Here is a 26178-nt window from a genome sequence, read left to right on the forward strand (position 1 = left end):
GGGGAGGTCCGGGCGCGGCCGGGGGAAACGAGGGGGGCGTGCTCCGCGGAGCACGCCCCCCTCGTTCATGGCCGGATGCGTACCTCTTTGTATAAAAGCGTATTCACTGAGTGAGGGTCAGGCGTACGCTCGGGCATATGCGGATTGCGGTTTCCTGGGGATCCTTAGAGGTAAGTGCTCCGGCGGACGGAGGCGCACGATGAACGACAGCGGCGCCGTACTCCCATGGCTGGTGATACGGCAGGACGACAGCGGCAACCGCTACCGGGTCGGCAGGTACGCCACCAAGATCGAGGCTCAGAAGATCGCGGACAGCCTCGACGGCCGTGGGCACAAGCAGCTCTACTGGGTCGAACGCGTCGGCCAGAGCGTCCAGTAGGGCCTCCGGCGCGACTGACGGCAGCTCCCGGTGCGAGCCCACCGGGAGCGCGTCCGGTGCGAGGTGGAGGAGAGCCCGGTGGCGCCCGCGACATAGGCTCCGCGCATGACTGATCGTGTCGTGGTGGGCGCAGCCGTGTACGATCGGGGGCTGCTGCTGGCCGCGCGCCGCAGCGCCCCTCCCGAGCTGGCCGGCCGCTGGGAGCTTCCCGGCGGCAAGGTGGAGCCCGGCGAGAGCGCCGAGCGGGCGCTCGTGCGCGAGCTGCGCGAAGAGCTCGGCGTCGAGGTGCGGCCGGTGGAGCGCATCCCCGGAGAGTGGCCCCTGAAGCCCGGTCTTGTCCTCCAGGTGTGGACGGCCCGGCTGGTCTCCGGCACACCCCGGCCGCTCCAGGACCACGACGCGCTGCGCTGGCTCGCGCCGCACGAGGCGGCGGACGCGGTGGACTGGCTGGACCAGGACCGACCCGCGGTGGCCGAGGCGGTACTCCGCCTGAGTGCTCTCTCCGGACCGGCCGGCCAGGCCTGACCCCGCCCGGCGGACCGTCTTCGGGGCTGGCAGGGTGGGGGCGCGGGCCGTGTTCCCGCACGCCCTTCGTGCCCCGGTGCTTCCATTGCGGGGATTAACCCGGACCGTATATCGGGTATGTGCTGATTAACCCCCCGAAAAAGGACGCGGGCCGCGCTGTTTGTCTGGGATCTGGGATGTGGTCGGCGTGATCGACACCGACGGCGACCGCGCCGAGTGGACCTTCCCTGCCGAGGCCGATGCCGTACGCACCGCGCGCCATGCCGTCCGTAACGCGCTGCGCGCCTGGGGCCTGCTGGACGCGGTCGGCGATATGACCGTTCTGTTGGTCAGCGAACTGGTGACCAACTCTTTGCGGTACGCATCGGGGCCCATCGGTGTCCGGCTGGTGCGGTGCGACCCTGCCGGGCTCCCTCCGGCCACCGGGCCCGTCCTGTTGGTCGAAGTGTCGGATCCGCTTCCGGATCCGCCCCTCGCGCGCCTCGCGGGCCCCGATGACGAGGGAGGACGCGGGATGCAGCTGGTGGCCTGCTCCGCGCGGCGATGGGGCACACGTCTCGGCAGAACGGGCAAGACGGTGTGGTTCGAGCTGGCTCTGCCTGGTTACGACCTCACCCGCGATTGACAGTGGGAGAAGGAGCGACGTCTGGGGCCTTCGAATCCAAGGCGGAGGAGGGAGTGATGGCGGAGCCATCGCGACTGACGACAACGCCGGAGGCGGAGGTCCCAGGCGCCGCGACGCCGCTGCCAATCGTGGGTGAGGTCGTTAGAAGAGTGAAGGGACAACGATCACCGCACGGCCGCCTTTCCGGCCGAAAAGGAACGAGTCCGTGCTGTGATCGTGAACGCCGTGACGCTCGGGCCCGTAGTGCTGAATACTGCGGGAAGGACCGGTCCGGTGTGTTGAGCTGGAGGGGACGGTCGGGTGAACGAGATATCAGCGGCGGCGGGCGAAGCCATGTGGCAGAGCAGCCCGCCCGGCTCGATCTATGACTACATCAAAGTCGCGTCCTTCTCGATCGGCCCCGACGGGCTCGTCGAGCAGTGGAGCAGGCGGGCCGAGGAGCTGTTCGGCCTGGCCGCACGCGATGTGGTGGGCAAGGATCCGGTCGAGGCCTTCATGCCGGCCGAGCTGCGCGTGCGCGGCCACCGCGAGGTCGCCGAGATTCTCGACGGCAAGGAATGGACCGGCCTCGTCCCGTTCCGTATGCCCGAGAGCGGGGGTGCGCACGGGATCGCGGAGATCTATGTGATGCCGAGCGAGACCTCGCACGGCGAGCGGGCGGCGCTGTGCATCGTCGTCGACGTCCGCGCGCTGCGCCGGATCGAAACCGATCTCGCTTCTTCGCAGGCCATTTTCGGCCAATCTCCCTTCGGCTTCCTCCTGTTCGGTACGGACCTCACCGTGCAGCGCGCCAACAAGCGGTTCGCCACCGTCTTCGGCGGCGGTGTGGAGGACCACCGGGGCCGCACCGTCCACGACTACCTCTCCCCGCCCGAGGCCGTGCGGATGACCGCCGCACTCCAACGGGTCCTGGAGACCGGCGAGTCCGTCACCGACATGCAGATCATCGGCGTCATCCCCGGCAGCACGGAACGCAGGCACTGGTCGGTCAACCTCTACCGGGTGCACAGCGGTGCGGGCCGACCCATCGGCGTCGCCGGCCTCTCCATCGATGTGACCCGCCGCCACACGGCCGCCCGCGAGGCCGCCGACGCCCGGCGCAACCTGGCCCTGCTGAACGAGGCGGGCGCCCGCATCGGGAACTCCCTCGACCTGGAGACCACCGCCCGCGAACTCCTCGACGTGGCCGTCCCCGGCTTCTGCGACCTCGCCTCCGTCGACCTCTACCAAGGCCTGCTGGCCGGTGACGAGGCCCCGCCCGGCCTGGCCGACGGCAGCGCGGAGCTGCGCCGGGTGGCCTTCGCCAGCGCCGTGTCCGACGGCCCGCTGGTCGCCCCGGGCTGCGTCGCCGAGGGTGAGGAGCCCGAGCCCACCGAGGTCGGCTCCGTCCACCGCTACCCGTTCAACTCGCCCTGTGCGGACGCCCTGCGCACCGCCCGCGTCCAGGTGGTGCCCGGCCGGGACGGCAGCCTGATCCAGTCGACGCTCGCCGTGCCGATGGTCGCCCACGACACGGTCGTCGGCCTGGTCCAGTTCTCCCGTACGAAGGGCAGCGAGCCCTTCGGGGAGCGCGACCGCGCACTCGCCGTCGAGCTCGCCGCCCGCGCCGCCGTCTGCATCGACAACGCACGCCTGTACCGGCGCGAGCACGAGCGGGCCCTCATCCTGCAACGCAGCCTGCTGCCGCCGGGCGACCCGGAGGCAGCAGGCCTCGACATCGCGTGCCGCTACCTGCCGGGCAACACGGCGACCGAGGTCGGTGGCGACTGGTTCGACGTCATCGAGCTGCCGGGACACCGCACGGCCCTGGTGGTCGGCGACGTGATGGGCCGCGGCCTGCGCGCCGCTGTCGCCATGGGCGAACTGCGCACCGCGGTAAGGACACTGGCGCTGCTCGACCTGGAGCCCGCCGAGGTGCTCTCGGCGCTCGACGAGATCGCCCGCGGCCTGGGCACGCCCAGCGGCGCCCAGCACGCCTCGCGCGCCACCCACAAGGCACGCGAGGCCGACCTGTCGGAGGTCTACCTCGCGACCTGTGTGTACGCCGTCTACGACCCGGTCACGCGTCGATGTACGTTCGCCAACGCGGGCCACCTGCCGCCCGTCCTGGTCGAGCCCGGCGAAGAGGCGCTGCTGCTCGACGTACCACCGGGTATGCCGCTCGGGGTGGGCGGCGAGCCCTTCGAGGAGGTCGAGGTCGAGGTGCCCGAGGGCGCCCTGCTCGCGCTCTACACGGACGGGCTCGTCGAGTCGCGGGACCATCCGCTCGACGAGGGACTGCGGGCCTTCCGCGCGGCCCTCACCGACCCGGTCCGCCCGCTGGAGGACGTCTGCGACCACGTCCTGAACACCCTCGACACCCGGCACGGCGAGGACGACATCGCCCTGTTGATGGCCCGCATACAGGGGCTGCCCGCCGAGGCCGTCGGCGACTGGCAGCTGCCGCGGGAGCCCCGCTCGGTGGGCCGGGCGCGCGAGCTGGCACGGGCGCAGCTGGTCACCTGGCACATCGAAGACCTGGTGGACACCACTGAACTCCTGGTCAGCGAGCTGGTCACCAACGCCCTGCGGTACGGCGAGGGCGAGATCAGGCTCCGGCTGCTGCGCGATCGCACGCTGGTCTGCGAGGTGTGGGACGGGGGCCTGGTCCAGCCCCGCCGGCGGCGCGCGCGCGTCACCGACGAGGGCGGGCGCGGGCTGCAGCTGGTCGAGCTGCTCAGCGCGGCCTGGGGCTCACGGCGGACACCGCGCGGCAAAACGGTCTGGTTCGAACTCGCCCTGCCGAACGGGAGGCCGAAGGGCGAGCCGAGCGTGGAGCAGCTGCTGAGCATGTACTAGGCCGATGCGGGCCTAGAAGGCCGATGAAGATCTTGCTCCGGCCACCCGGATCACCCCGGATTGCCAGTAAATGTCCATCCCGTCGAACTGGTGTGATACGGGCGTGATTTCAAGATCTTCAGGACACTGCTAGAGGGGTCCGCCGGGCTCTACTCGCCCTTCAGCGCGGCCAGCCGCGCCTCGATCTCCGCGCCGTCGCCGAGGCTGTCCAGCTGCTCGAACTGGGCGTCCAGGGAGGAGGCGGCCAGCTCCTGCTTGCCCATCGCCCTGGCCTCCTCACGGCGCACCTTGTCCTCGAAGCGGCCCAGTTCACTCGTCGGGTCGAGCACGTTGATGTTCTTGACGGCGTCCATCATCTGGTTCTGCGCCTGGGCGGACTTCGCGCGGGCCACCAGCTCGTCACGCTTCGACGTCAGCTCGCCGAGCTTGGTCCGCATCTGGTCGAGACCCGTCTTGAGCCGGTCGACGACCTCCGTCTGCGAGGCGATGGTCGGCTCGGCCGTCTTCGCCTCCTTCTCGGACTGCAACTGCCGCTGGAGAGCCACCTTGGCGAGGTTGTCGAAGGTGTCCGCCTCCGCCGCCGAACCGGAGGTGCGCAGCCCGTCGGCCTTCTTGCTGGCGGCGAGCGCCTTGCCGCCCCACTCGGCCGCCGCGTCCACGTCCTCGCGGTGGTCCTGCTCCAGGAGCCGCAGATTGCCGATGGTCGACGAGACGGCCTCCTCGGCCTCGGCGATGTTGTTGGTGTAGTCGCGGATCAGCTGGTCCAGCATCTTCTGCGGGTCCTCGGCCTGATCGATGAGGGCGTTGATGTTGGCCTTCGCCAGCTGGGTCACACGGCCTAGGATGGTCTGCTTCGACATGGGACGACTCCTTGTACGGGCCCAGGGGCCTATGGATACGGGCACTGCTAAGCGCATTGATTCGGGCACTGGTACGGGTACTGGTACGGGTCAGAACCGGCCGCCGCCGCCCCTTCGGCCTCGCGTGCCCCCGCCGCCGAAACTGCCGGGTCCGCCGCCCTGACCGAAGCCGCCCCCGAAACCTCCGCCGAAGCCGCCGCCCCGGCCGCCTCCGCCGCCGCCGAGGATCCCGCCGAGGATGATCCCGCCGAGCACCGCGCCGTTCAGGCCGCCGCCCCCGCCTCCTCCGCCGCGTCCGCCGTACGGGTCGTCGTACCCCCGTACGTCCTGCTCCGCGAGGCTCTGCGCCTGCCGGGCCAGGGCATCCGCCTGCTGGGCCTCCGCCAGCGCGGCCTGCGCGTCCGGAGCCGCGGCGGACTGTTCGAGGTGGCGCTGGGCCTCCGCGAGGCGGGTGCGGGCCTGGCTGCCCACCGCTCCGCGATGCGTGGTGATGTAGTCGGCGGCGGCCCCGATGGAGGCGCGGGCGCCGAGCGTGGCCTGGTCGAGCAGGGCGCGTGCGCGCTGCCCGGCGGACTCGCGCTCCCTGGCCCCCGCCAGCGCCTCGTCCAGCGCGCCGTCGGCCTCATCCACCCGGCGCAGCGCGTCGATGGGGTCGTACCTGCCGGACTGCTCCTCCTGGCGTACGTCGGCGACGACGGCCTCCGCGCGGGCGATGCGCCCCTGGAGGTCGGCCGTGGAGTTGCCCTCGCCGCTGCCCTGGAGGAGGCCGCGCGCGTCGGCGAGGTCGGTCTCCGTCTCGGTGAGCGCGCCGGGCAGCTTGCCCGCCGCCTCGGCGAGTTCCCGCGCGCGGCGGTCCACGGCGTCGATGAGTGTGGCCGCCTGGCCGACGGCGCCCTCGGCGGCCCGTACGTAGACGGCCGCCCGGCCCGTGTCGCCCGCGTCGAGCGCCTGCCGGGCCTGGTCGAGGCTGCCGGTCACGAAGACGAGCCGGTCCTTGGCCTGTTCGGCGTGGCCGGCGATGGGCGCGGCGGCGGAGTCCGCGTACCGCGTCCGCATCGCGGTCAGCGTGGCCTCCGCGATGCCCACGCGCCCGGTGAGGTCGTGGAAGGACTCCTCGGTGGCGGCCAGCGCGCCGGGGGCGTTCTTCTCCAGGTCGCGCAGCTGGTCGAAGGCGTCGGACTCGGAGTCGAGACGACGGCTGGCCGCCGTGCAGCGGGTGATGATCTCGTCGAGCATGTGCCTGCGGGTCTCGTCGTCCTCCGGGTGGGCGTCGTCTAGCTGCTGGCGCAGCCGGAAGGCAGCGGTCAGTTCGCCCTTGGAGTACGCGAGGGCCGCGGCGAAGGGCTGCGCGGCCTCCTCGCCGAACTGGGCCGAGGCGAAGCCCAGTTCGTCCTCGCTGGTGCGTACGGCGTCATCCGTCTCGACGAGCGTCTGCTTGGCCCGGGAATCGAGCTCGGGCAACGGCGTCGGCGCCTTCGGTTCGGCTGCCCAGCCACCGGCAGTGGTGCCGGTCGTGGCCCCGGTCGTGCCGCGCCGCTTGCGGCGGCTGTACGCGTATGCCGCCACCGCGCCGGCGCCGCCGACCGCGATGATCGGCACCGCCAGGTCCGCAGCGCTGTTCTCGCCGCCACTGCCACCACCGGGATCGGCCTCGCCGGGGGTGACGGCGGGCGCGGGTACGGGATCGCCGGCGAGTACCGCGTCGTATCCGTCGGCTGCGCCGATCGCCGCGCCCGCCCAGTCGTTCTCCTTGAGCGCGGGCTCCACGGCGGTCCTGGCGACGTCGGCGAGCTGGGCGTCGGTGAGGCGCGAGTCCTGGTCGACGGAGTAGGCGTACTGCCGGTCGTGGGTGGCCACGGCGAGCAGCACGTCGTCGCGGCCCAGTCCGCTGCGCCCGGCGGTGCTGTCGGCCCAGCTCTGCGCGGACTTTCCGGAGAAGTCACGGACGTACGCGACGAAGAGCTGAAGGCGGCGGTCGTCGTAGAGCCGGTCCAGGGCGCGAACGGTGTCGTTCCTGCGGTCGCCCAGCGCGCCCACCTTGTCGGTGATCTGGCCCTCGCGCGACAGGACGACGGGGTCCTCGGCGCGGGCGCCCCGGTCGGCGGGCACCGCGAGCCACCCCGCCGCCAGGACGGACACGGCAAGGAAAGTCCCGGTTCGGCTCAGCAGCAGCGTCACGTTTACGAGGTTATGTCCGTGCTGCCGGGCCCGCGACCGGAACCGATCACCGGCGTCGCCGCGTCCGTCCCCACGATGTCGTCAAGCGTAGGACGGCTGTACGAACGAAGCCCGTCCGGCGCGCATCAACCGAACGGGGAGCGGCATGGGACGCACGGACACACTCGCGAGGCGCTGGCGCGGTCCGCGCCTGAAGTGGCCCAAACGCGTGGCCCTCACGCTGGTTCCGCTGCTTGTCGTCCCGCTGCTCACCGCCGGTGTCTCGCTGCGCTTCAACTACGCGGGCGACTACGAGGACGGCACCCGCACCCGCGGGCGCGACGCGATCTGGCTCGGTCACGCCTGGGTCGACGGACGCAGGAAGGACGCCGACCTCACCGCGTTCGCCGCCCGGATCAAGGGCACGGGCATCAAGGATCTGTACGTCCACGCGGGCCCCCTGGAGCACGACGGGACGCTGCCCGCGTCGGCGTACCCGCGCGCACGGTGGCTGGTGGACGCCGTGCACCGCGAGATGCCCGGCGTACGGGTGCAGGCCTGGCTCGGCGACAGGCTGGCCACCGAGGAGCCCGACGGGATGAGGCCGGCCGACGCGGACACCCGGGCGGCCGTGGTGCGCTCGACCGGCCAGATCCTGGACGCGGGCTTCGACGGTGTCCACTTCGATCTGGAGCCGCTGCTCTCCGACGACCGTGACTATCTGTCGCTCCTGGACGATCTGGGCGACCTGACGAGGGCCAGAAAGGCGCCGCTGTCCGTCGCAGCCCACCAGATCGACCCGCTGCCCGCCCTGCACTCCGTCAACGGCGTGGTCTCCGGCCGGGAGAAGTGGTGGTCGCAGGCGTTCTTCGCCGAAGTGGCCCGCAGGGTCGACCAGATCGCCGTGATGTCGTACGACACCTGGATGCCCCTGGAGAGCGTGTACGGCGGCTACGTCGCCCAGCAGACCTCCCTCGCTCTGGAGGTCACGCCCGAGGGGACGGACCTGCTGATGGGGCTGCCGTTCTTCCACGAGGACGACCTCGGGCACCACGAGAACGCCGAGACCGTCGCGGCGGCGGTCCGTGGCGCCAGACTGGGCCTGGGGCGCACGGACCGCGACCGCGAGCGGTTCGGGGTGGCGCTGTACGTCGACTTCGCGGCGACGGAGGCCGACTGGGCGGCGTACCGTGCAGGCTGGAACTGACCCGGGGCGCGGGAGGTCCGCATCGGATCGGGTCCGCGCCGGCTCAGATGCTGAAGCGCTCCTTGGCGAGCAACGGGCGGACCCGGGATTCGAACCCGCCGCTGCGGAAAGGGCGTTGCAGCAGACCGGGCCTCAACTCCTGCGCGAGCGAGGCGACGATCATGCCCTGGTCGAGGGCGAGGACGAAGTCGCTGACCCGGCCCGTCACGACATCGACGGAGTCCCGGAATCCATAACCGTCGTCGTAGGCGCCGAAGTCACGGGCGAGCGCCTTGAGGTTGGCGAGCGCCTCGGCGCGGACCTGCGGGAGCGCGAGGAAGGAGGCGTGCGGGGTGACGACGCCGTGCGACTCGTCCCCCTCCACCTGCATGCCGATCGCGTCCACGCCGTACTCCCGGTAGCCGCCGGCCGGGATGTTCGCGGGGGAGAGCCCCAGTAGCCGTACCCGGCCTCGCGGTGAGCGTCTGCTTCTTGTCGGCAGCCACCTGTTCACCGCCCGATCCGCCGCAGGCGGTGATTCCGAACGCCGTGGCGAGTGGACAGCTTGGCCACCAGCAGCTCGGCGTCGGCTTCGGTCAGCTCGATCCCGAAGTCGTCGGCCAACGCCTTGGGCACCTCGGCCGCCTCCAGCTCCCGCACCTCGGGCGGGCTGTCGGCGCCGGGCCTGACGGTGGTCAGCGTGCGGTCGTCCATCACCTGCAGCCGGTCGGGGAAGACGCGCTGCACGAAGAGGCGGCCGGTGAAGGGGGAGTGGGAGCTCGTCGCGATGAAGTGGTTCGCCATGGAGTAGTCGGCGAGGTACTGCCGGTCGAGCGTGAAGGTGTGCCGTGGCTGCCAGCCGCCACCGGCCACGCCGCCACCGGCCACGCCGTCGCCGACCGCGCCGCCATCGCCGCCGCCCGCCACCGGCTGGTACAGCGTCCACCCGTCCGCGCCCGGCGTGACCTCCTCGCGCAGCAGCAGGTAGGACCACACGCTCTGCGCGTCCGTCGCCTCGGTCCGGTCGGTGATCTCGATCGGCTCCAGCGGGCTCGCCCCGAACCCGACGTCGCACAGCCAGCGCCGCCCGTCGAGCTCGATCACCAGCATCGCGTGCGTGGCGGGCAGGATCTTGCCGGGCCCGACATGGATGCGGCCCTGGATGCCGAAGAACGCGAAGCCGAGGCGCTCGAGGGCCGCCGCGTACAGCGACACGTGCTCGAAGCAGTAGCCGCCGCGCGGATTGCCGATCATCTTGGCCTGCAGCGCGCCGAGGTCGAGCGGGACGTCGCCGCGCAGGAACGCGTCCAGGTTCTCCCAGCGCACCGACAGCACGTGCGCCCGGTGCAGCGCGCGCAGCGTCTCCAGGGTGGGGGCGCGATCGCCCTCGTACCCCAGCTGTGTCAGATAGGCGTCCAGATCGAGTGCGTCGCCGTTCCACATGCCGAAAATCCCCGTTCGGTCCCGTCGCGTCGAACATCAAAAATCGATGCGGTGCGGCAGGTGCAGCACGGCGCGCACCACGACTATTCCGTCACCCGCGGTCGGTCACTCGGGGTCCGTCCCTCGTTCGCCCCGGCGGTGGATCTTGTTCCCCAGCCAGACCAACGGGTCGTACTTCCGGTCCACCGTCCGTTCTTTCAGCGGGATCAGCGCGTTGTCGGTGATCTTGATGTTCTCCGGGCAGACCTCGGAGCAGCACTTGGTGATGTTGCAGTAACCCAGCCCGTGCTCGTCCTGGGCGGTCCGCTTGCGGTCGAGGCCCGTCTCGGCTGCCGCGTCCAGCGGATGCATGTCCAGCTCCGCGACCCGCATCAGGAAGCGCGGACCGGCGAAGGACGCCTTGTTCTCCTCGTGGTCGCGCACCACATGGCAGGTGTCCTGGCACAGGAAGCACTCGATGCACTTGCGGAACTCCTGCGAGCGCTCCACATCCACCTGCTGCATCCGGTACTCGCCCGCCGCGACCCCCGGTGGTGGTACGAAGGAGGGCACCTCTCGCGCCTTCGCGTAGTTGAAGGACACATCCGTCACCAGGTCACGGACGACGGGAAAAGCCCGCAGCGGAGTCACGGTGATCGTCTCCTCGGGAGAGAAGACCGACATCCGCGTCATGCACAGCAGCCGGGGCCGCCCGTTGATCTCCGCACTGCACGAACCGCACTTGCCCGCCTTGCAGTTCCAGCGGACCGCGAGGTCGGAGGCCTGGGTGGCCTGGATCCGGTGAATGATGTCGAGGACGACCTCGCCGTCGTTCACCTCGACGGTGAAGTCCTTGAGCCCCCCGCCGCCCGTATCGCCCCGCCAGACCTTGAAGTTGGCCTTGTACGACGTCACTCGTGGAGCTCCTCTTCGGCGAGGTACTTGACCAGCTCTTCCTTCTCGAAGAGGGCGAGCAGGTCGGGTCGGATGGGCACGGTGTTCTCCCGATGGAGGGAGACCTGTCCTTGCGTCGGGTCGGCCGGCACCAACTCATTTGCCACAGAAGTCAGTTGGCACAGCAGGTTGACCTGCCGCCAGTCCCGCTCCATGGCCGGGCAGTCCTCCCGGGTGTGGCCGCCCCGGCTCTCGGTGCGCTCCAGGGCCGCGCGCGCGACGCACTCGCTGACCAGCAGCATGTTCCGCAGGTCGAGGGCCAGGTGCCAGCCGGGGTTGAACTGCCGGTGACCCTCGACCCCGGCCCGTCGGGCCCGTACGCGCAGATCGGCCAGCTTCTCCAGCGCCTGCTCCATCTCCGGCGCCCGCCGGATGATGCCGACCAGGTCGTTCATCGTCTGCTGGAGTTCCTGGTGGAGGCTGTACGGGTTCTCCGGCGGGCGCCCGTTCTCCTCGCCCGGCTGGGGCCTCTCCGCGCTGAAGGGACGCAGCGCCTCGGCTGCGGCCGTGTCGATCTGGGCCGGGTCCACCGCGGGCCGGGCGCCGGTCGCGAAGCCGGCGGCGTACTGGGCCGCGTGCAGTCCGGCGCGCCGCCCGAAGACCAGCAGGTCGGACAGGGAATTGCCGCCGAGCCGGTTGGAGCCGTGCATGCCGCCGGCCACCTCGCCCGCCGCGTACAGACCGGGGACGCCTCGGGTGGCCGCACTGTCGGACTCGACCGCGATGCCGCCCATCACGTAGTGGCAGGTCGGGCCGACCTCCATGGCCTCCGCGGTGATGTCGACGTCCGCGAGTTCCTTGAACTGGTGGTACATGGACGGCAGTCGGCGCCGGATCGTCTCGGCGGGCATACGCGTCGACACATCGAGGAACACTCCGCCGTGCGGGGAGCCGCGGCCTGCCTTGACCTCGGAGTTGATGGCGCGGGCGACCTCGTCGCGGGGGAGCAGCTCGGGGGGACGCCGGTTGTGGTCCGGGTCCTCGTACCAGCGGTCGCCCTCCTCCTCGGACTGCGCGTACTTCTCCTTGAAGACGTCGGGGACGTAGTCGAACATGAAGCGCTTGCCCTCGGAGTTGCGCAGCACCCCGCCGTCGCCGCGCACCGACTCGGTGACGAGGATGCCTTTCACCGAGGGCGGCCAGACCATGCCCGTCGGGTGGAACTGCACGAACTCCATGTTGAGGAGCGGGGCGCCCGCGAGCAGCGCCAGCGCGTGCCCGTCGCCGGTGTACTCCCACGAATTCGACGTCACCTTGAAGGATTTGCCGATGCCGCCGGTGGCAAGGACCACGGCCGGCGCCTCCAGGACGAAGAAGCGGCCGGACTCACGCTCGTAACAGAACGTCCCCGAGACCCGCTCGTCCTCCTTCAGGATTCTGGTGACCGTGCACTCCTGGAAGACCTTCAACCGGGCTTCGTAGTCGCCGAATTCGCGGAAGTCCTCCTGCTGGAGGGAGACGATCTTCTGCTGGAGCGTGCGGATCAGCTCCAGGCCGGTCCGGTCGCCGACGTGGGCGAGCCGCGGGTACTCGTGTCCGCCGAAGTTGCGCTGGGAGATCTTGCCCTCGGGCGTACGGTCGAAGAGCGCGCCCCAGGTCTCTAGCTCCCAGACCCGGTCCGGCGCCTCCTGCGCGTGCAGTTCCGCCATCCGCCACTGGTTGAGGAACTTGCCCCCGCGCATGGTGTCGCGGAAGTGCACCTGCCAGTTGTCCCCGGAGTTCACATTGCCCATGGACGCGGCGATGCCGCCCTCGGCCATCACCGTGTGGGCCTTGCCGAAGAGGGACTTGCAGATCACCGCGGTACGGGCGCCGCGTTCGCGCGCCTCGATGGCGGCGCGCAGCCCCGCGCCGCCCGCGCCGACCACGACGACGTCCCACTCCTGCCGTTCGAGTTGCGTCATCAAAAGGCCCTCACCGTTAGAAGAAGCGCGGATCGTCGAAGGCGCCGGACGCCACGAGATAGACGTAGAAGTCGGCCAGCGCGACGCTGATCAACGAGGCCCAGGCGAGGCCCATGTGATGTGCGTTCAGCTTGCTGACCCACCCCCACATCCGGTAGCGCACCGGGTGCTTGGAGAAGTGCTTGAGCTTCCCGCCGACGATGTGCCGGCAGGAGTGACAGGAGAAGGTGTACGCCCAGATCAGCGCGATGTTGACCAGGAAGATCAGGGTGCCGAGCCCCATGTGGCCCCACGCGTAGTGCTCGTCGCGGAAGGCGAGCACGGTGTCGTACGTGAGGATGCCCGCGACCGGCACGGCGGCGTAGAAGAAGTAGCGGTGGATGTTCTGCAGGACCAGGGGGAAGCGGGTCTCACCGGTGTACTTCTTGTGCGGCTCGGCGACGGCGCAGGCCGGGGGAGACGCCCAGAAGCCCCGGTAGTAGGCCTTGCGGTAGTAGTAGCAGGTCAACCGGAAGCCGAGTGGGAAGATCAGGATCAGCAGTGCGGGGGAGAGGCCCCACCAGGATCCGAGGATGTCCCAGTTGGGGCCGCCCTTCATCGGTGCGCAGTTCTCCGCCAGACACGGGGAGTAGAACGGCGAGACGTACGGCGCGGCGTAGTAGTCGGCGTTCGAGAAGGCCCGCCAGGTCGAGTAGACGATGAAGGCGAGCAGTCCGGCGGCGGTCACGGCCGGCGCCAGCCACCAGCGGTCGGTGCGCAGATGGCGGGGCGTGATGGCGGCGCGAGACGCGCCGTGTACACCCGTGGAGGCTTGAGGTTCTGTGCCAGTGGCCAACGAGGACTCCATAGGGAGCGGGCAGTCGGGAGGGGGAACGGTCGGGCGGTCGGGCGGACTGTGCCGGAGTCAGGGCGCGTGCCGGTCGCGGGCGCCCAGGCCCTCGTCGTCCGTGTCCGTCCACAGCGAGCTGTCGTACGGGGCGTCGGGGATGGTCACCAGGTCCGGGCGTGGCCGGGGCTGCTGGAGAGTGGGAGCGGCCTCGCTGAGCAGGGCGAGGCTTTCGCGCAGATGGTCCGCGTCCGTGCGTACGCGTCTGATCTCCAGGCCGCTGCCGCCGATCTCCTGCTCCAGTCGGGCGAGCGACCTGGCCAGGTCGTCCACGCAGCGTCGGATGGCCGTCAACTCGTCTTGCAGGGACATGTGTTGCCCTCACTTCCGCGGTGGTGGGTGGCATGCGGGACAGGGGGTCGCACCCCCGGGCTCCGTGTGCGCCTGCGAGTGTCGCGCGTCACATCCCCCCTTGTGAAGAGATCTGCGGGGATTCCTGGAGTGCGCGCCTCCGTACGCGCCTCCGTACGCGCCCCCTTGGCCGGTCCGCGTCGGGTCCCCGGCCGGTCCGTATCGGTCCTGGGGCGTCGCGCACCGCCCTTCGTTGGGCCGCACGGGTGGGCTTGGGGCGCTCTGTCGCCGTGTCGGCGGCTTCTCTCGCGCGAGGTCCTTTTCAGTGAGAGGGCAATAGATGTGATCAGCTGCATATGCCGCCAAATGTGAAAACCGGGTTCATTCCGACAGGGAGTGGGCCGGGCCGGCCCTGGAGGTACCTGCCATGTCCCACGTCGGCGTCCCACGCGGGAAGGCATCCCGCTGCACGCCCCAGCGAAGCCGCCGCTCCCTCGCGCTCCTGACCACCGGCGTGCTCGCGCTGCCCGTGCTGGCCGGATGCAGCGCGGGCGACGAGGAGGCCCAGGCGGTGACGGCCGCTCAGGACGTCGCCCCGGCCGGGCGGGAGCTGGTCGCCGACGGCGGCTCGGTGCGCTGGGCCGTGGACACGATGCCCGCCACCCTCAACGCCTTCCAGGCGGACGCGGACGCCACCACCACGCGGATCGCAGGGGCCGTTCTCCCCTCGCTCTTCACCCTCGACGAGCGCGGCAGGCCGCAGCGCAACGCCGACTACCTGGAGTCCGCCGAGGTCGTCGAGCGCGAGCCCAAGCAGGTCGTGCTCTACAAGCTCAACCAGCAGGCGGTGTGGAGCGACGGCCGGGAGATCGGCGCGCCCGACTTCGTGGCCCAGTGGCGCGCGCTGAGCGGCAAGGACACCGCGTACTGGACGGCCCGCAACGCCGGTTACGAGCGCATCGAGAGGATCGAGCGCGGCGCCAACGACCTCGAAGTCAAGGTCACCTATCGCAAGCCCTACGCGGACTGGCGTGCGCTCTTCACCCCGCTGTACCCGAAGGACGTGATGGGCAGCCCCGACTCGTTCAACGACGGGGCCCGCGGCAAGCTCAAGGTGACGGCCGGCCCCTTCGCGCTGAAGGAGCTGGACCGCGCGGAGGACAAGGCCACGCTCGTACGCAACCCCCGCTGGTGGGGGCAGCCCGCCAAGCTGGACACGCTGGTTCTGCGCGCGGTGCCGAGCGAGAAGCGCACCGCGGCCCTGGCCGGCGGCAAGCTCGACATCGCCGAGATCGGCCGCAGCGCCGTGGACCGCGTCACGCTGGCCGCCAGGGACGCGGGCGCCGCGAAGGGTCAGCAGTTGAACCACGGCCCCGGCGCGACGGTCACCCCCGCCTCCGCGCTCAGATCCTGGGCGCTCGCGAACGGCTCGTCGGACGAGAAGGCCGAGGCCGAGCAGGAGATCCGGGAGAAGAACAGCAGAGCGGTGAAGAAGTACGCGGACGAGCAGGCCGCGCTGCGCGGCTTCGCCATCCGCAAGTCGCTGGAGCCCGCCTACACGCAGCTCGCGCTGAACGGCACATCCGGCCCGCTCACCGACGACCGGGTGCGCCGGGCCGTGGCCCGTGCGCTCGACCGCCAGGAGCTGGCCGAGGCCGTGCTCAAGCCGCTGGGCCTGCCCGCCGAGCCGCTCGGCAGCCACCTCGCGCTGGCCGGCCAGCAGGCGTACGCCGACAGCAGCGGCGCGCTGGGCAAGCAGGACACCCGGGCCGCACAGGCGCTGCTCGCCGACGCGGGCTGGACACCGAGCGGGGCGAACGAGACGCCGGACGGGACCGAGGCGGGCAGCAAGCCCAACAGCAAGAAGGACGACGGGGGGAAGAAGGGGGACAAGGCCGAGCAGGAGGACGCGTCCGACGACGGCGGGTACATCGTCGGCGACGAGGAGAGTGGCGACAGCGACTCGAAGCCGGGCGACGGCGGCTACGGCTCGGAGTCCGGCCGCTACGTCCTGGCCCCGGCCCGGATCGCGGCGCTCCAGGGCGAGGCGCTGTTCCAGCAGGCCTCGTCGCTGGACACCGAGAAGTCGGACACCCGGAAGTCGGACGGCGAGGACTCGGAGGGCGAGGACTCGGGCAGCAAGAAGTCCGACGGGAAGAAGTCCGACAGGAAATCCGACTCCGACTCCGGCTCCGATTCGGACCCCGGCTCCGGCTCCGGCGTCAGTACCCACGCCAACGCCAAGGCGAAGTCCAACGAGAAGGGCAAGGGCGGCGTCGCAGGCGCCTACGCCCCGCGCGGCACCGCCGCCCCCGCCGTCGTGGGCGGCCCGCTCGGCAAGGACGGCAAGGTGCTGACGCTGCGCTTCGTCCTGCCGTCGGGCCCCGGCTCCGAGCCGCTGCGCACGGTCGGTGACAAGATCTCGCGGATGCTGGAGGAGATCGGCGTACGTACGGAGATGATCAAGGTCTCCGACGCCAGCTACTTCAAGGACCACATCGCCGCGGGCGACTACGATCTCGCGCTTTACTCCTGGCCCGCCACCGCCTACCCGGCGACCGACGCCCGCCCGATCTTCGCCAAGCCGGAGCCCGCGGCGGACGGCTCGCTCCAGGTCGAGCAGAACTACACCCGGGTCGGCACGGATCATATCGATCAGTTGTTCGACCAGGCGGCGGGTGAGCTGGACGACGAGGAGGCCCGCGACCTGATGCGGCGCACCGATGCCCGGATCTGGGCCGCGGCCGGGTCCATCCCGCTCTTCCAGCGTCCCGAGCTGGTCGCGATCAAGCCGAACCTCGCCAACGCGGGCGCCTTCGGCCTGGCCGCCCCGCGCTACCAGGACATTGGATTCAAGAAGCCGCAAACCGCCGAGACCAAGAAGAAATAGCAGGTCAGAACCCTCAGGATTGGCTCAATTCCCTTGCCCGCCGGCGCCCCCGACGGGCAAGGTCGTGCCATCCGCCGACCCGGGACACGATTCCCACCCCGCAGGACTCTGACTGATTCGTCACACTGCCCCTGATGGGGCCCCGGAACGCGTTCCCGAGGCCCCTTCGGCCCGTCGCGGGCCCCTGAGGGCCCCGGTTTTCCTTGCCCGGGAAGCCCGCGCGGCAGTAGCCCCGTACCATGGGGGAAGCCGTGGCGCGTCCGCCCGGCGGGCGTATGAGGACCGAACCGATGACGACGCCCGATCCCACGATCGAGAGAAGCGCAAGTCTCCTATGCCCACGCGCCACGACATCCGTAACGTAGCCATCGTCGCCCACGTCGACCACGGCAAGACCACTCTGGTCGACGCCATGCTCAAGCAGGCGGGCGCCTTCGCCGCGCACGCCGCCGAGCACCTCGACGACCGCATGATGGACTCGAACGACCTGGAGCGTGAGAAGGGCATCACGATCCTGGCCAAGAACACCTCGGTCAAGTACCACCCGAAGGACGGCGGCGCCGTCGTCAACATCAACATCATCGACACCCCCGGCCACGCCGACTTCGGTGGTGAGGTCGAGCGCGGCCTGTCGATGGTGGACGCGGTCGTCCTGCTGGTCGACGCTTCCGAGGGCCCGCTGCCGCAGACGCGCTTCGTGCTCCGCAAGGCGCTCCAGGCGAAGATGCCCGTCATCCTCTGCATCAACAAGACGGACCGCCCCGACTCCCGGATCGACGAGGTCGTCAACGAGACGTACGACCTGTTCCTGGACCTGGACGCGGACGAGGAGCAGATCGAGTTCCCGATCGTCTACGCCTGCGCGCGTGACGGTGTGGCGTCGCTGACCAAGCCCGCGGACGGCACCGTCCCGCCGGACAGCGAGAACCTCGAGCCGTTCTTCAACACGATCCTGTCGCACGTCCCGGCCCCCGAGTACATCGAGGACGCCCCGCTCCAGGCGCACGTCACCAACCTCGACGCGGACAACTTCCTCGGCCGTATCGCGCTGTGCCGCGTCGAGCAGGGCGAGCTGAAGAAGGGCCAGACCGTCGCGTGGATCAAGCGTGACGGCACGATCGCGAACGTCCGCATCACCGAGCTGATGATGACCGAGGCGCTCACCCGCCGGCCGGCCGAGAAGGCCGGTCCCGGCGACATCTGCGCGGTCGCCGGATTCCCGGACATCATGATCGGCGAGACGCTGGCCGACCCGGCCAACCCGATCGCGCTGCCGCTGATCACGGTCGACGAGCCCGCGATCTCCATGACCATCGGCACCAACACCTCGCCGCTCGTCGGCAAGGGCGGCAAGGGCCACAAGCTCACCTCCCGCATGGTGAAGGACCGCCTGGACAAGGAGCTCGTCGGTAACGTCTCGCTGCGCGTCCTGGACACCGAGCGCCCCGACGCCTGGGAGGTCCAGGGCCGTGGTGAGCTCGCGCTCGCCATCCTGGTCGAGCAGATGCGCCGCGAGGGCTTCGAGCTGACCGTGGGCAAGCCCGTCGTGGTCACGAAGCAGATCGACGGCAAGCTGCACGAGCCCATCGAGCGCATGACGGTCGACTCCCCCGAGGAGCACCTCGGTGCGATCACCCAGCTCATGGCGACCCGCAAGGGCCGCATGGAGACCATGACGAACCACGGTTCGGGCTGGATCCGCATGGAGTGGATCGTCCCGTCGCGCGGCCTCATCGGCTTCCGTACGGAGTTCCTGACGCAGACCCGCGGCACCGGCATCGCGCACTCGATCTTCGAGGGCCACGAGCCGTGGTTCGGCGAGCTGCGGACCCGCCACAACGGCTCGCTGGTCGCGGACCGCTCCGGCTCGGTGACCCCGTTCGCGATGGTCAACCTGCAGGAGCGCGGTGTCATCTTCCTGGAGGCCGGCACCGAGGTCTACGAGGGCATGATCGTCGGTGAGAACTCGCGCGCCGACGACATGGACGTGAACATCACCAAGGAGAAGAAGCTCACCAACATGCGTGCGGCGGCGGCGGACAACACGGAGAACGTGGTGCCCGCGCGCAAGCTGTCGCTTGAGCAGTCGCTGGAGTTCTGCCGCGACGACGAATGCATCGAGGTGACCCCGGAGACGGTCCGTATCCGCAAGGTCGTCCTGGACCAGAAGGAGCGCGGCCGCACCGCGTCGCGCGCCAAGCGCTGACCCCTCGGGTCGGGCACACAGCACGCACCGACCGACGGCCCGGTGCGCCACGACGTTCGTGGCGCACCGGGCCGTCGGCATGTCCGGGGCGGTCCAAGTGTGAGGTCTCTCGCAGTTGCGCGGATCTGCGCAACCGAATTTCGGGGATGTCTTGTTCGGTGAGCGGAGAGGTCTGCCCGATAGATATGTAACAAGTCCGTTTCGCGACCATCTATCGTGTATCTGTTTGCCCAGATTGTGGGAGTTGTGGGTGCGATGTGTGATCGAACCGAGATCAAAACACTGTAGTCGCGGCGTGGCCCATGGCTGATAGTTGAGGCCACAGAGCTCGGGTCAATGGGTTACGCGTCGTTATGTGCGCCGACTCACGAGCATGCAGAGGGTGTTGATCTTCGCCGTCAGGGGTGTCGGTGGAGAGTCGGCTCCCTTGCTTGTCAATGAACAAGTGGACTCTTGAGGAGGCACCCATGCGCGGCGCCACAAGCGCCGGGTGGGTCGAGTGGGCGGCTATCGCTGCGCCAACTGCGACTGCTCCCGGCAGTACTGCTGACCGTGGTGGCGACGGCACGGGCGGGCTCAGGCCCCGCCCCGGCGCGCATCGCGTGATTCCCGCCGGTGACTTCTCGTCAGGGTCTTTCCGGCTCAGGGCACTTCAGGCCGCCCTGAGCCGTCCCACGAATATTCCGAGTGCGGGAGTCTCCGCGTCATGACCAGCTCTACCCCGGCATCAGCGGCCGGTACCAAAGTCCCCGAAGCCGACTCGGAAGCCGCCCTCGGTAAAGAGGCCGGCAAGGGATCGGACACGACCGGGCGTACCCCCGGGCAGTTGATGTGGCGACGCTTCAGACGTGACCGCACCGGCGTCGTCTGTGCGTTCATCGTCATCTTCTTCTTCGCGATCGCGGCCCTCGCGCCGGTGATCTCGGCCCTGTACGGCAAGAATCCGTACACCCTGTACGGGCAGGAGAACATCGAGCTCCTCGACGAGTTCGGTCTGCCCACCGGGCCCCTGGGCGGCATGTCCGGCGACTTCTGGTTCGGCGTCGAGCCGGACCTCGGCCGCGACGTCTTCACCCAGCTGCTCTACGGCATGCGCACCTCGCTGTACACGGCGCTGGTCGCGACGCTGCTGATGGTGATCTTCGGCGTGCTGGTCGGTCTGCTCGGCGGATACATCGGCGGCAAGACGGACTACCTGCTCGGCCGTTTCACGGACTTCCTGCTGGCCTTCCCGAGCCAGCTGTTCTTCATCGCCGCGATGCCCGTGATCGTCTCCGTGTTCGTCAGTCCGAACGAAGAGACTCCCACGTACGTCAGAACTGTGGCGATCATCGGCGTCATGTGGTTCCTGGGCTGGATGGGGCTCTCCCGGCTGGTCCGTGCCTCCGTGCTCTCCCTGCGCGAGCGGGAGTTCATCGAGGCGGCCAAGGTCGCCGGCGCCTCGCCGTGGCGGATCATCCGTAAGGAGCTCCTGCCCAACCTGGTGACGCCGATCCTGGTCCAGGGCACCTACATGCTGCCCTCCACCATCCTCTCGGTGGCCTTCCTGTCCTTCGTGGGCGTCGGCTATGTCGAGCCCACCCCGGACTGGGGCCGCATGTTCGCGACCGCGGGCAAGATCTATGAGCAGGACCCGGCGTACATGTTCTACCCGGGTATCGCCATGGTGATCTTCGTCGTGGCCTTCAACCTCCTCGGCGACTCCGTCCGAGACGCCTTCGACCCCAAGTCCGGGCGCTGACGTCCAACTCGATGAACGCGGCGGCCACTTGTGTGGCGCCAGTTCCGGCCGGTTCGTTCGGCAGCACAGTTGGATCACTACTCACAGATAGGTGTGCTCAACCTCATGAGTATCCTCAGTTCACGCGGAACACGCGCGGCGATAGCCGCCGTGGCCGTCGGTTCACTGGCGCTCACCGGCTGCGGCAGCAGCAACGACAGCTCCGACAAGCCCAAGGGCAAGTCGCAGGACGACGCCGCCACGCAGGCCCAGGCCGTCTCCTTCGGTGATGCCGCGGCTTCCACCGGTCCGGCCAAGCCGGTCGCGGGTGCCAAGCCCGGCGGCACGATCGCGGTCTACCAGGAGAACGACTTCTCCCACCTGGACCCGGCGCAGACCTACGTCAGCGACGGCCGCCTCCTCGGCAACCTCATCCACCGCGGTCTGACCGCGAACAACGAGGACGACAAGGGCGCGGTCACCGTCGTCGGCGACATCGCCACCGACTCGGGCACGAAGTCGGACGGCGGCAAGACCTGGAAGTACACCCTGAAGGACGGGGTGAAGGACGAGAACGGCAAGGCGATCACGTCCGCCGACATCCGTCACACCTTCGAGCGCATGTACGCGCCGTTCATCACGGACGGCCCGATCTACATCCAGCAGTGGCTGTCGGGCGCGGGCACCGAGTACCGCAAGGCTCTGCCGGACGGTCCGTACAAGGGCAAGCACCTCCCGGACAGTGTCCTGGAGACGCCGGACGCGAAGACGGTCATCTTCAAGTTCAAGGCGCCGCAGCCCGACCTCCCGCAGGCGCTCGCCATGGTCGGCTACTCCATCGTCCCGGAGAAGACGGACACCAAGGAGAAGTACGACACCAAGCCGGTCGCCACCGGCCCGTACAAGATCTCCGAGTTCAAGCCGGGCAAGTCGATGAAGCTTGTCAAGAACCCGAACTGGGACGAGAAGACCGACTCGGGTCGCCACCAGTACGCCGACGCCTTCGACATCAGCTTCAACCACGACGACACGGACCAGACCAAGCGCATCCTGGCCGACCGCGGTGAAGCCAAGAACGCCATCATGATGACCGGTCAGGTCGCCACCAACCAGGTCAAGGCCGTCGTCACGGACCCCGCGGCGAAGAAGCGCACGATCGCGGGCTACGCCCCGTACGTGTGGCAGCTGAACATGAACATGGACCGCATCAAGGACAAGAAGATCCGCGACGCGATCACCTACGCCATGCCGGGCGGTCAGGTCTACCGTCCCGACGGCGGCACGTACGGCGGCGAGCCGGCCGGTGGCCTGATGGCCCCGACCGTCCCGGGCTACGAGAAGGGCTACGACCCGTACGGCAAGATCAAGAAGCCGGCCGGTGACATCGCGAAGGCCAAGCAGCTGCTGAAGGAAGCCGGCAAGGAGGGCATGAAGCTTGTTTATGCCTACTCCAACACCCCGGTGCGCCAGCAGCAGTCGGTCATCATCGAGGACGCCCTGACGAAGGCCGGCTTCGACGTCCAGAAGAAGGAAGTCGACAACGCCACCTGGTACGAGCAGATGGGCAAGGTCAAGAACGGCTTTGACGTCTACATGACCGGCTGGGGCCAGGACTGGTCGTCTGCCTCCACCGTCATCCCGCCGTCGTTCGACGGCAAGCAGATCCAGGACGGCGCGTCGAACTACGCGCACCTGAACGACAAGCACGTGAACGCCGAGATCGAGCGGATCCTGAAGATCACGGACCCGGCCGCGGCTACCAAGGAGTGGACCAAGCTGCACAAGTACATCGTGGAGGAGATCAACCCCGCCGCCCCGCTGTACTTCGTCAAGGTGCTCCAGATCCAGGGCTCCAACATCGGCGGTGCCCGGTACTCCTCGGACACCAGCTACATCGACGTGAAGAACATCTTCCTCAAGAAGTAGCAGCCGCTCAGGCCGTCCTCGGGGGTGTGCGCACGGCGGAGCACACACCCCCGAGGTGGCGGGCCATTCCATACCACCACCCCCTCAGACTCAGCCGCCGTCCTGAGAGCAGCGATCTGCCATGCTTCAATTCCTCTTTCGCCGGACGTTCGGCGCCGTTGTCATCCTGATCCTGATCAGTGCGTTCACGTTCTTCATGTTCTTCGCGATTCCGCAGGACCCCGCCATGCTCATGTGTGGCAAGAACTGCACACCGGACGCGCTGGCGATCATTCACCAGAACCTCGGGCTCGACAAGCCGGTGCCTGTGCAGTACTGGGACTTCATCGTCGGTATCTTCGCCGGGCGCGACTTCCCGGTCGGCCACTGCGCGGCCCCCTGCTTCGGTGTCTCCTTCGACAACCAGCAGATGGTCTGGGACACGATCATGGACCGCTTCCCCCTCACCGTTTCCCTCACGGTGGGTGGACTCCTGGTCTTCCTGACCTTCGGCCTGGGCGCCGGCATGATCGCCGCCTGGAAGAAGGGCACTTCCGTCGACAAGGTGTTCTCCACCGCGTCGATCGGCCTCAGCTCCCTCCAGATCTACTTCCTCGGCCCGGTCGTCGTCGGTCTCCTGGTCTACTCCACGGGCTGGCTGGACGCGCCGAAGTACGTCCCGATCTCCGAGAGTCCATCGGCCTGGTTCATGGGCCTGCTGATTCCATGGTTCGTCATGTCGGTGATCTTCACGGCGAACTACACCCGTATGTCCCGCTCGACGATGATCGAACAGCTCCAGGAAGAGCATGTGCGCGCGGCTCGCGCCAAGGGGATGTCATCCCGCTTCGTGTTCTTCCGCTATGCCTGGCGCGGATCGCTCACCCCGATCGTCACCATCCTCGGCATGGACCTGGCGGCGCTCTTCGGCGGCGCGATGGTCACCGAGATCACCTTCGGCCTCGCCGGCATCGGCCGTCTGGCCCGCGACTCGGTCCAGATGAAGGACCTTCCGGTGACCATGGGCGTCATGCTGATCAGCGCCGCCTTCATTCTGCTGTTCAACATCATCGTGGACGCGCTGTACGCACTCATCGACCCGCGCGTGCGGCTGTCCTAGGAGAATGACCGTGACGACACTCACCAAGTCCGGCGAATCCCCGGCAACCACCGATTCGGCCGCCTTCCTCTCCGTGCGCGACCTGCGGGTGCAGTTCGCCACCGAGGACGGCGCCGTCAAGGCGGTGGACGGACTCTCCTTCGACCTGGAGCGCGGCAAGACGCTCGGGATCGTCGGCGAATCCGGCTCGGGCAAGTCGGTCACCAGCCTGTCCGTCCTGGGCCTGCACAACCCGCAGTCGACCACGGTCAGCGGCGATATCGTGCTGGACGGCCAGGACCTCACGGGCAAGTCGGACCGGGAGCTGGAGAAGCTCCGCGGCAACAAGATGGCGATGATCTTCCAGGACGCGCTGACCGCGATGTCGCCGTACTACACGGTCGGCCGTCAGATCGCCGAGCCGTACATCAAGCACACCGGCGCCAGCAAGAAGGAGGGCCGCTCGCGGGCCATCCAGATGCTGGAGAAGGTGGGCATCCCGGACGCCAAGGCCCGCGTGGACGACTATCCGCACCAGTTCTCCGGCGGCATGCGTCAGCGCGCGATGATCGCCATGGCGCTGGTCTGCGACCCGGCCCTGCTGATCGCCGACGAGCCGACCACGGCCCTCGACGTGACCATCCAGGCGCAGATCCTCGACCTGCTCAAGGACCTCCAGCAGGAGTTCGGCTCGGCGATCATCCTGATCACCCACGACCTGGGCGTCGTCGCGAATATCGCCGACGACCTGCTGGTGATGTACGCCGGCCGGGCCGTGGAGCGCGGTTCGGTGCGCGAGATCCTCAAGCAGCCCCAGCACCCGTACACCTGGGGTCTGCTCGGGTCGATGCCGCGGCTCTCCGCCGATGTGTCCGAGCCCCTGATGCCCATTCCCGGCGCTCCGCCGAGCCTGCTCAACCCGCCCTCGGGCTGCGCGTTCCACCCGCGGTGCACGTTCACCGGCCTGGTGGACGAGAGCGGGAGCTGCGTGACCAAGCGTCCGGAGCTTCCCGATGGGCGCGCGTCCGCCTGCCACCTGACCGGTGAGCAGAAGCAGCAGGTTTTCATTGAGAAGATTCAGCCCCGGCTGGGCTGACCGGCAACTGGGGCAGAGATCATGAGTGAGACGAACACGAACACCAGCGCAGTGGCCGATGCGGTTCCTTCGCCGCGGGCCTCCGGATCCACCGAGCCGTTGCTCGAGGTCAAGGGACTGACCAAGCACTTCCCGATCTATGGCGGCTTTCCGTTCCGGCGGAAGGTCGGCGCGGTGCAGGCCGTCGACGGGGTGGATCTGAGCATCTTCCCGGGCGAGAGCCTGGGGCTCGTCGGTGAGTCGGGCTGCGGCAAGTCCACCACGGGCCGGCTGCTGACCCGCCTCCTTGAGCCGACCGCGGGCACGATCACCTATCAGGGCAAGGACATCACCCGCGCCAACCGCAGGCAGTTGGCGCCGGTGCGGTCCGAGATCCAGATGATCTTCCAGGACCCGTACGCCTCGCTGAACCCGCGGCAGACGGTCGGCACGATCATCGCCAGCCCGATGGAGATCAACGGCATCAACCCGCCCGGTGGCCGCGAGAAGCGGGTGCGTGAGCTGCTTGAGATCGTCGGCCTGAACCCGGAGCACTACAACCGCTTCCCGCACGAGTTCTCGGGCGGCCAGCGCCAGCGTGTCGGCGTGGCCCGCGCCCTGGCGCTCAAGCCCAAGGTGATCGTCGCGGACGAGCCGGTGTCGGCCCTCGACGTGTCCATCCAGGCCCAGGTGGTCAACCTGCTGCAGGAAGTGCAGCGGGAGATGGGCATCGCGTTCGTCTTCATCGCGCACGACCTCGCGGTGGTACGGCACTTCTCGGAGCGCGTGGCCGTGATGTACCTGGGCAAGGTGGTCGAGGTCGCGGACCGCGACTCGCTCTACAACGGCCCGCGCCACCCGTACACCCACGCCCTGCTCTCGGCGGTGCCCGAGGCGGACATCGACGTGGACAAGAAGGAGCGGATCCGGCTCTCCGGTGACGTCCCTTCGCCGATCGCGCCGCCGTCCGGCTGCCACTTCCGTACCCGCTGCTGGAAGGCGCAGGACAAGTGCGCCACTCAGGAGCCGCCGCTCGTCCAGATCTCGGGCAATAAGGCGGGGCACCTGACCGCCTGTCACTTTCCCGAGGACCCGACGACCGGCCCGCGGGAGCACGACATCATCCTCGACCCCGCCCTAGTGGCGATGGAGAAGGACCAGGGCAACACCGGGACCGCCAAGACCGGCTGATACCCGTACATGCTCACGACGAAGCCCCCGCGGACCGACACCGGCCCGCGGGGGCTTCGTCGTGC

At 69.2% G+C, this 26178-nt stretch carries 19 protein-coding genes and 1 pseudogene; 12 read left to right on the forward strand and 8 right to left on the reverse strand.

Annotated features, from left to right (window positions below):
• Positions 1–199 precede the first annotated feature (199 nt).
• The 4 genes from QMK30_RS28495 (at position 200) to QMK30_RS28510 (ending at position 4367) form a co-directional block, all read left to right on the forward strand.
• Positions 200–379 (forward strand): SPOR domain-containing protein, encoded by a 180-nt coding sequence (locus QMK30_RS28495; RefSeq protein WP_283521208.1) that lies wholly within the window; start codon positions 200–202, stop codon positions 377–379.
• A 105-nt stretch (positions 380–484) separates the two neighbouring features.
• Positions 485–904: a (deoxy)nucleoside triphosphate pyrophosphohydrolase gene (locus tag QMK30_RS28500; protein ID WP_283521209.1), complete on the forward strand. Its 420-nt coding sequence runs from the start codon at positions 485–487 to the stop codon at positions 902–904.
• A 178-nt stretch (positions 905–1082) separates the two neighbouring features.
• Entirely contained in the window at positions 1083–1529 is a 447-nt protein-coding gene (locus QMK30_RS28505) for an ATP-binding protein (protein WP_283521279.1), read from the forward strand.
• 333 nt (positions 1530–1862) lie between these two features.
• Positions 1863–4367 carry a SpoIIE family protein phosphatase gene (locus tag QMK30_RS28510; protein WP_283521280.1) on the forward strand — a complete coding sequence of 835 codons (2505 nt, stop codon included), beginning with the start codon at positions 1863–1865 and terminating at the stop codon, positions 4365–4367.
• Between the two features lie 149 nt (positions 4368–4516).
• Here QMK30_RS28510 and QMK30_RS28515 read toward each other — a convergent pair whose 3' ends face one another.
• Together QMK30_RS28515 and QMK30_RS28520 are read right to left on the reverse strand one after the other, a co-directional pair.
• Positions 4517–5227 carry a PspA/IM30 family protein gene (locus tag QMK30_RS28515; protein WP_283521210.1) on the reverse strand — a complete coding sequence of 237 codons (711 nt, stop codon included), beginning with the start codon at positions 5225–5227 and terminating at the stop codon, positions 4517–4519.
• Positions 5228–5317: 90 nt separating this feature from the next.
• Positions 5318–7393, reverse strand: a complete 2076-nt coding sequence (locus QMK30_RS28520) for a TPM domain-containing protein (RefSeq protein ID WP_502963243.1) — start codon at positions 7391–7393, stop codon at positions 5318–5320.
• A 157-nt stretch (positions 7394–7550) separates the two neighbouring features.
• Here QMK30_RS28520 and QMK30_RS28525 point away from each other — a divergent pair, with 157 nt between their 5' ends.
• A complete protein-coding gene (locus QMK30_RS28525) occupies positions 7551–8591 on the forward strand; it encodes a hypothetical protein (protein ID WP_283521212.1) in 1041 nt (346 codons plus the stop codon).
• 43 nt (positions 8592–8634) lie between these two features.
• Here QMK30_RS28525 and QMK30_RS28530 read toward each other — a convergent pair.
• From QMK30_RS28530 to QMK30_RS28555, 6 genes and pseudogenes are all read right to left on the reverse strand, one after another.
• Positions 8635–9047 (reverse strand): annotated as a pseudogene (locus QMK30_RS28530) (glucoamylase family protein); the annotation flags it as partial.
• Positions 9048–9080: 33 nt separating this feature from the next.
• Entirely contained in the window at positions 9081–10013 is a 933-nt protein-coding gene (locus QMK30_RS28535; protein WP_283521213.1) for an arylamine N-acetyltransferase family protein, read from the reverse strand.
• Positions 10014–10118: 105 nt separating this feature from the next.
• A complete protein-coding gene (locus QMK30_RS28540) occupies positions 10119–10907 on the reverse strand; it encodes a succinate dehydrogenase/fumarate reductase iron-sulfur subunit (protein ID WP_283521214.1) in 789 nt (262 codons plus the stop codon).
• Complete coding sequence (locus QMK30_RS28545; RefSeq protein ID WP_283521215.1) at positions 10904–12850, reverse strand: fumarate reductase/succinate dehydrogenase flavoprotein subunit; 1947 nt, start codon at positions 12848–12850, stop codon at positions 10904–10906. Before QMK30_RS28545 ends, QMK30_RS28540 begins: the two co-directional genes overlap by 4 nt.
• A gap of 16 nt (positions 12851–12866) precedes the next feature.
• Positions 12867–13685, reverse strand: a complete 819-nt coding sequence (gene sdhC, locus QMK30_RS28550; RefSeq protein WP_283521216.1) for a succinate dehydrogenase subunit SdhC — start codon at positions 13683–13685, stop codon at positions 12867–12869.
• A 69-nt stretch (positions 13686–13754) separates the two neighbouring features.
• Entirely contained in the window at positions 13755–14048 is a 294-nt protein-coding gene (locus QMK30_RS28555; RefSeq protein ID WP_283521217.1) for an Rv0250c family protein, read from the reverse strand.
• A gap of 406 nt (positions 14049–14454) precedes the next feature.
• On the opposite strand from QMK30_RS28555, the gene QMK30_RS28560 reads away from it, so the two are divergent.
• The 7 genes from QMK30_RS28560 to QMK30_RS28590 all read left to right on the forward strand — a co-directional run bounded on the left by QMK30_RS28560 (position 14455) and on the right by QMK30_RS28590 (position 26113).
• Positions 14455–16917 carry an ABC transporter family substrate-binding protein gene (locus tag QMK30_RS28560; RefSeq protein ID WP_283521218.1) on the forward strand — a complete coding sequence of 821 codons (2463 nt, stop codon included), beginning with the start codon at positions 14455–14457 and terminating at the stop codon, positions 16915–16917.
• A 334-nt stretch (positions 16918–17251) separates the two neighbouring features.
• A complete protein-coding gene (typA, locus tag QMK30_RS28565) occupies positions 17252–19123 on the forward strand; it encodes a translational GTPase TypA (RefSeq protein ID WP_283521219.1) in 1872 nt (623 codons plus the stop codon).
• Positions 19124–19829: 706 nt separating this feature from the next.
• Positions 19830–20864: an ABC transporter permease gene (locus QMK30_RS28570; RefSeq protein WP_283521220.1), complete on the forward strand. Its 1035-nt coding sequence runs from the start codon at positions 19830–19832 to the stop codon at positions 20862–20864.
• A gap of 105 nt (positions 20865–20969) precedes the next feature.
• Positions 20970–22769 (forward strand): ABC transporter substrate-binding protein, encoded by a 1800-nt coding sequence (locus QMK30_RS28575; RefSeq protein WP_283521221.1) that lies wholly within the window; start codon positions 20970–20972, stop codon positions 22767–22769.
• A gap of 121 nt (positions 22770–22890) precedes the next feature.
• Positions 22891–23868 carry an ABC transporter permease gene (locus tag QMK30_RS28580; protein WP_283521222.1) on the forward strand — a complete coding sequence of 326 codons (978 nt, stop codon included), beginning with the start codon at positions 22891–22893 and terminating at the stop codon, positions 23866–23868.
• Between the two features lie 10 nt (positions 23869–23878).
• Positions 23879–24943, forward strand: coding sequence for an ABC transporter ATP-binding protein (locus QMK30_RS28585; protein WP_283521223.1), 1065 nt, complete (start codon positions 23879–23881; stop codon positions 24941–24943).
• 21 nt (positions 24944–24964) lie between these two features.
• Positions 24965–26113 carry an ABC transporter ATP-binding protein gene (locus QMK30_RS28590; protein WP_283521224.1) on the forward strand — a complete coding sequence of 383 codons (1149 nt, stop codon included), beginning with the start codon at positions 24965–24967 and terminating at the stop codon, positions 26111–26113.
• Positions 26114–26178: the final 65 nt, after the last annotated feature.

The sequence above is a fragment of the Streptomyces sp. H27-C3 genome, from assembly GCF_030063415.1.
Taxonomy (GTDB): Bacteria; Actinomycetota; Actinomycetes; order Streptomycetales; family Streptomycetaceae; genus Streptomyces.

Bases quoted from the DNA above. Each gene is read 5' to 3' on its own strand.
- QMK30_RS28495 (WP_283521208.1), top strand. From the start codon at position 200: ATGAACGACAGCGGCGCCGTACTCCCATGGCTGGTGATACGGCAGGAC.
- QMK30_RS28500 (WP_283521209.1), top strand. From the start codon at position 485: ATGACTGATCGTGTCGTGGTGGGCGCAGCCGTGTACGATCGGGGGCTG.
- QMK30_RS28510 (WP_283521280.1), top strand. From the start codon at position 1,863: ATGTGGCAGAGCAGCCCGCCCGGCTCGATCTATGACTACATCAAAGTC.
- QMK30_RS28515 (WP_283521210.1), bottom strand. From the start codon at position 5,227: ATGTCGAAGCAGACCATCCTAGGCCGTGTGACCCAGCTGGCGAAGGCC.
- QMK30_RS28525 (WP_283521212.1), top strand. From the start codon at position 7,551: ATGGGACGCACGGACACACTCGCGAGGCGCTGGCGCGGTCCGCGCCTG.
- QMK30_RS28535 (WP_283521213.1), bottom strand. From the start codon at position 10,013: ATGTGGAACGGCGACGCACTCGATCTGGACGCCTATCTGACACAGCTG.
- QMK30_RS28545 (WP_283521215.1), bottom strand. From the start codon at position 12,850: ATGACGCAACTCGAACGGCAGGAGTGGGACGTCGTCGTGGTCGGCGCG.
- QMK30_RS28555 (WP_283521217.1), bottom strand. From the start codon at position 14,048: ATGTCCCTGCAAGACGAGTTGACGGCCATCCGACGCTGCGTGGACGAC.
- QMK30_RS28560 (WP_283521218.1), top strand. From the start codon at position 14,455: ATGTCCCACGTCGGCGTCCCACGCGGGAAGGCATCCCGCTGCACGCCC.
- typA (WP_283521219.1), top strand. From the start codon at position 17,252: ATGCCCACGCGCCACGACATCCGTAACGTAGCCATCGTCGCCCACGTC.
- QMK30_RS28570 (WP_283521220.1), top strand. From the start codon at position 19,830: ATGACCAGCTCTACCCCGGCATCAGCGGCCGGTACCAAAGTCCCCGAA.
- QMK30_RS28575 (WP_283521221.1), top strand. From the start codon at position 20,970: ATGAGTATCCTCAGTTCACGCGGAACACGCGCGGCGATAGCCGCCGTG.
- QMK30_RS28580 (WP_283521222.1), top strand. From the start codon at position 22,891: ATGCTTCAATTCCTCTTTCGCCGGACGTTCGGCGCCGTTGTCATCCTG.
- QMK30_RS28590 (WP_283521224.1), top strand. From the start codon at position 24,965: ATGAGTGAGACGAACACGAACACCAGCGCAGTGGCCGATGCGGTTCCT.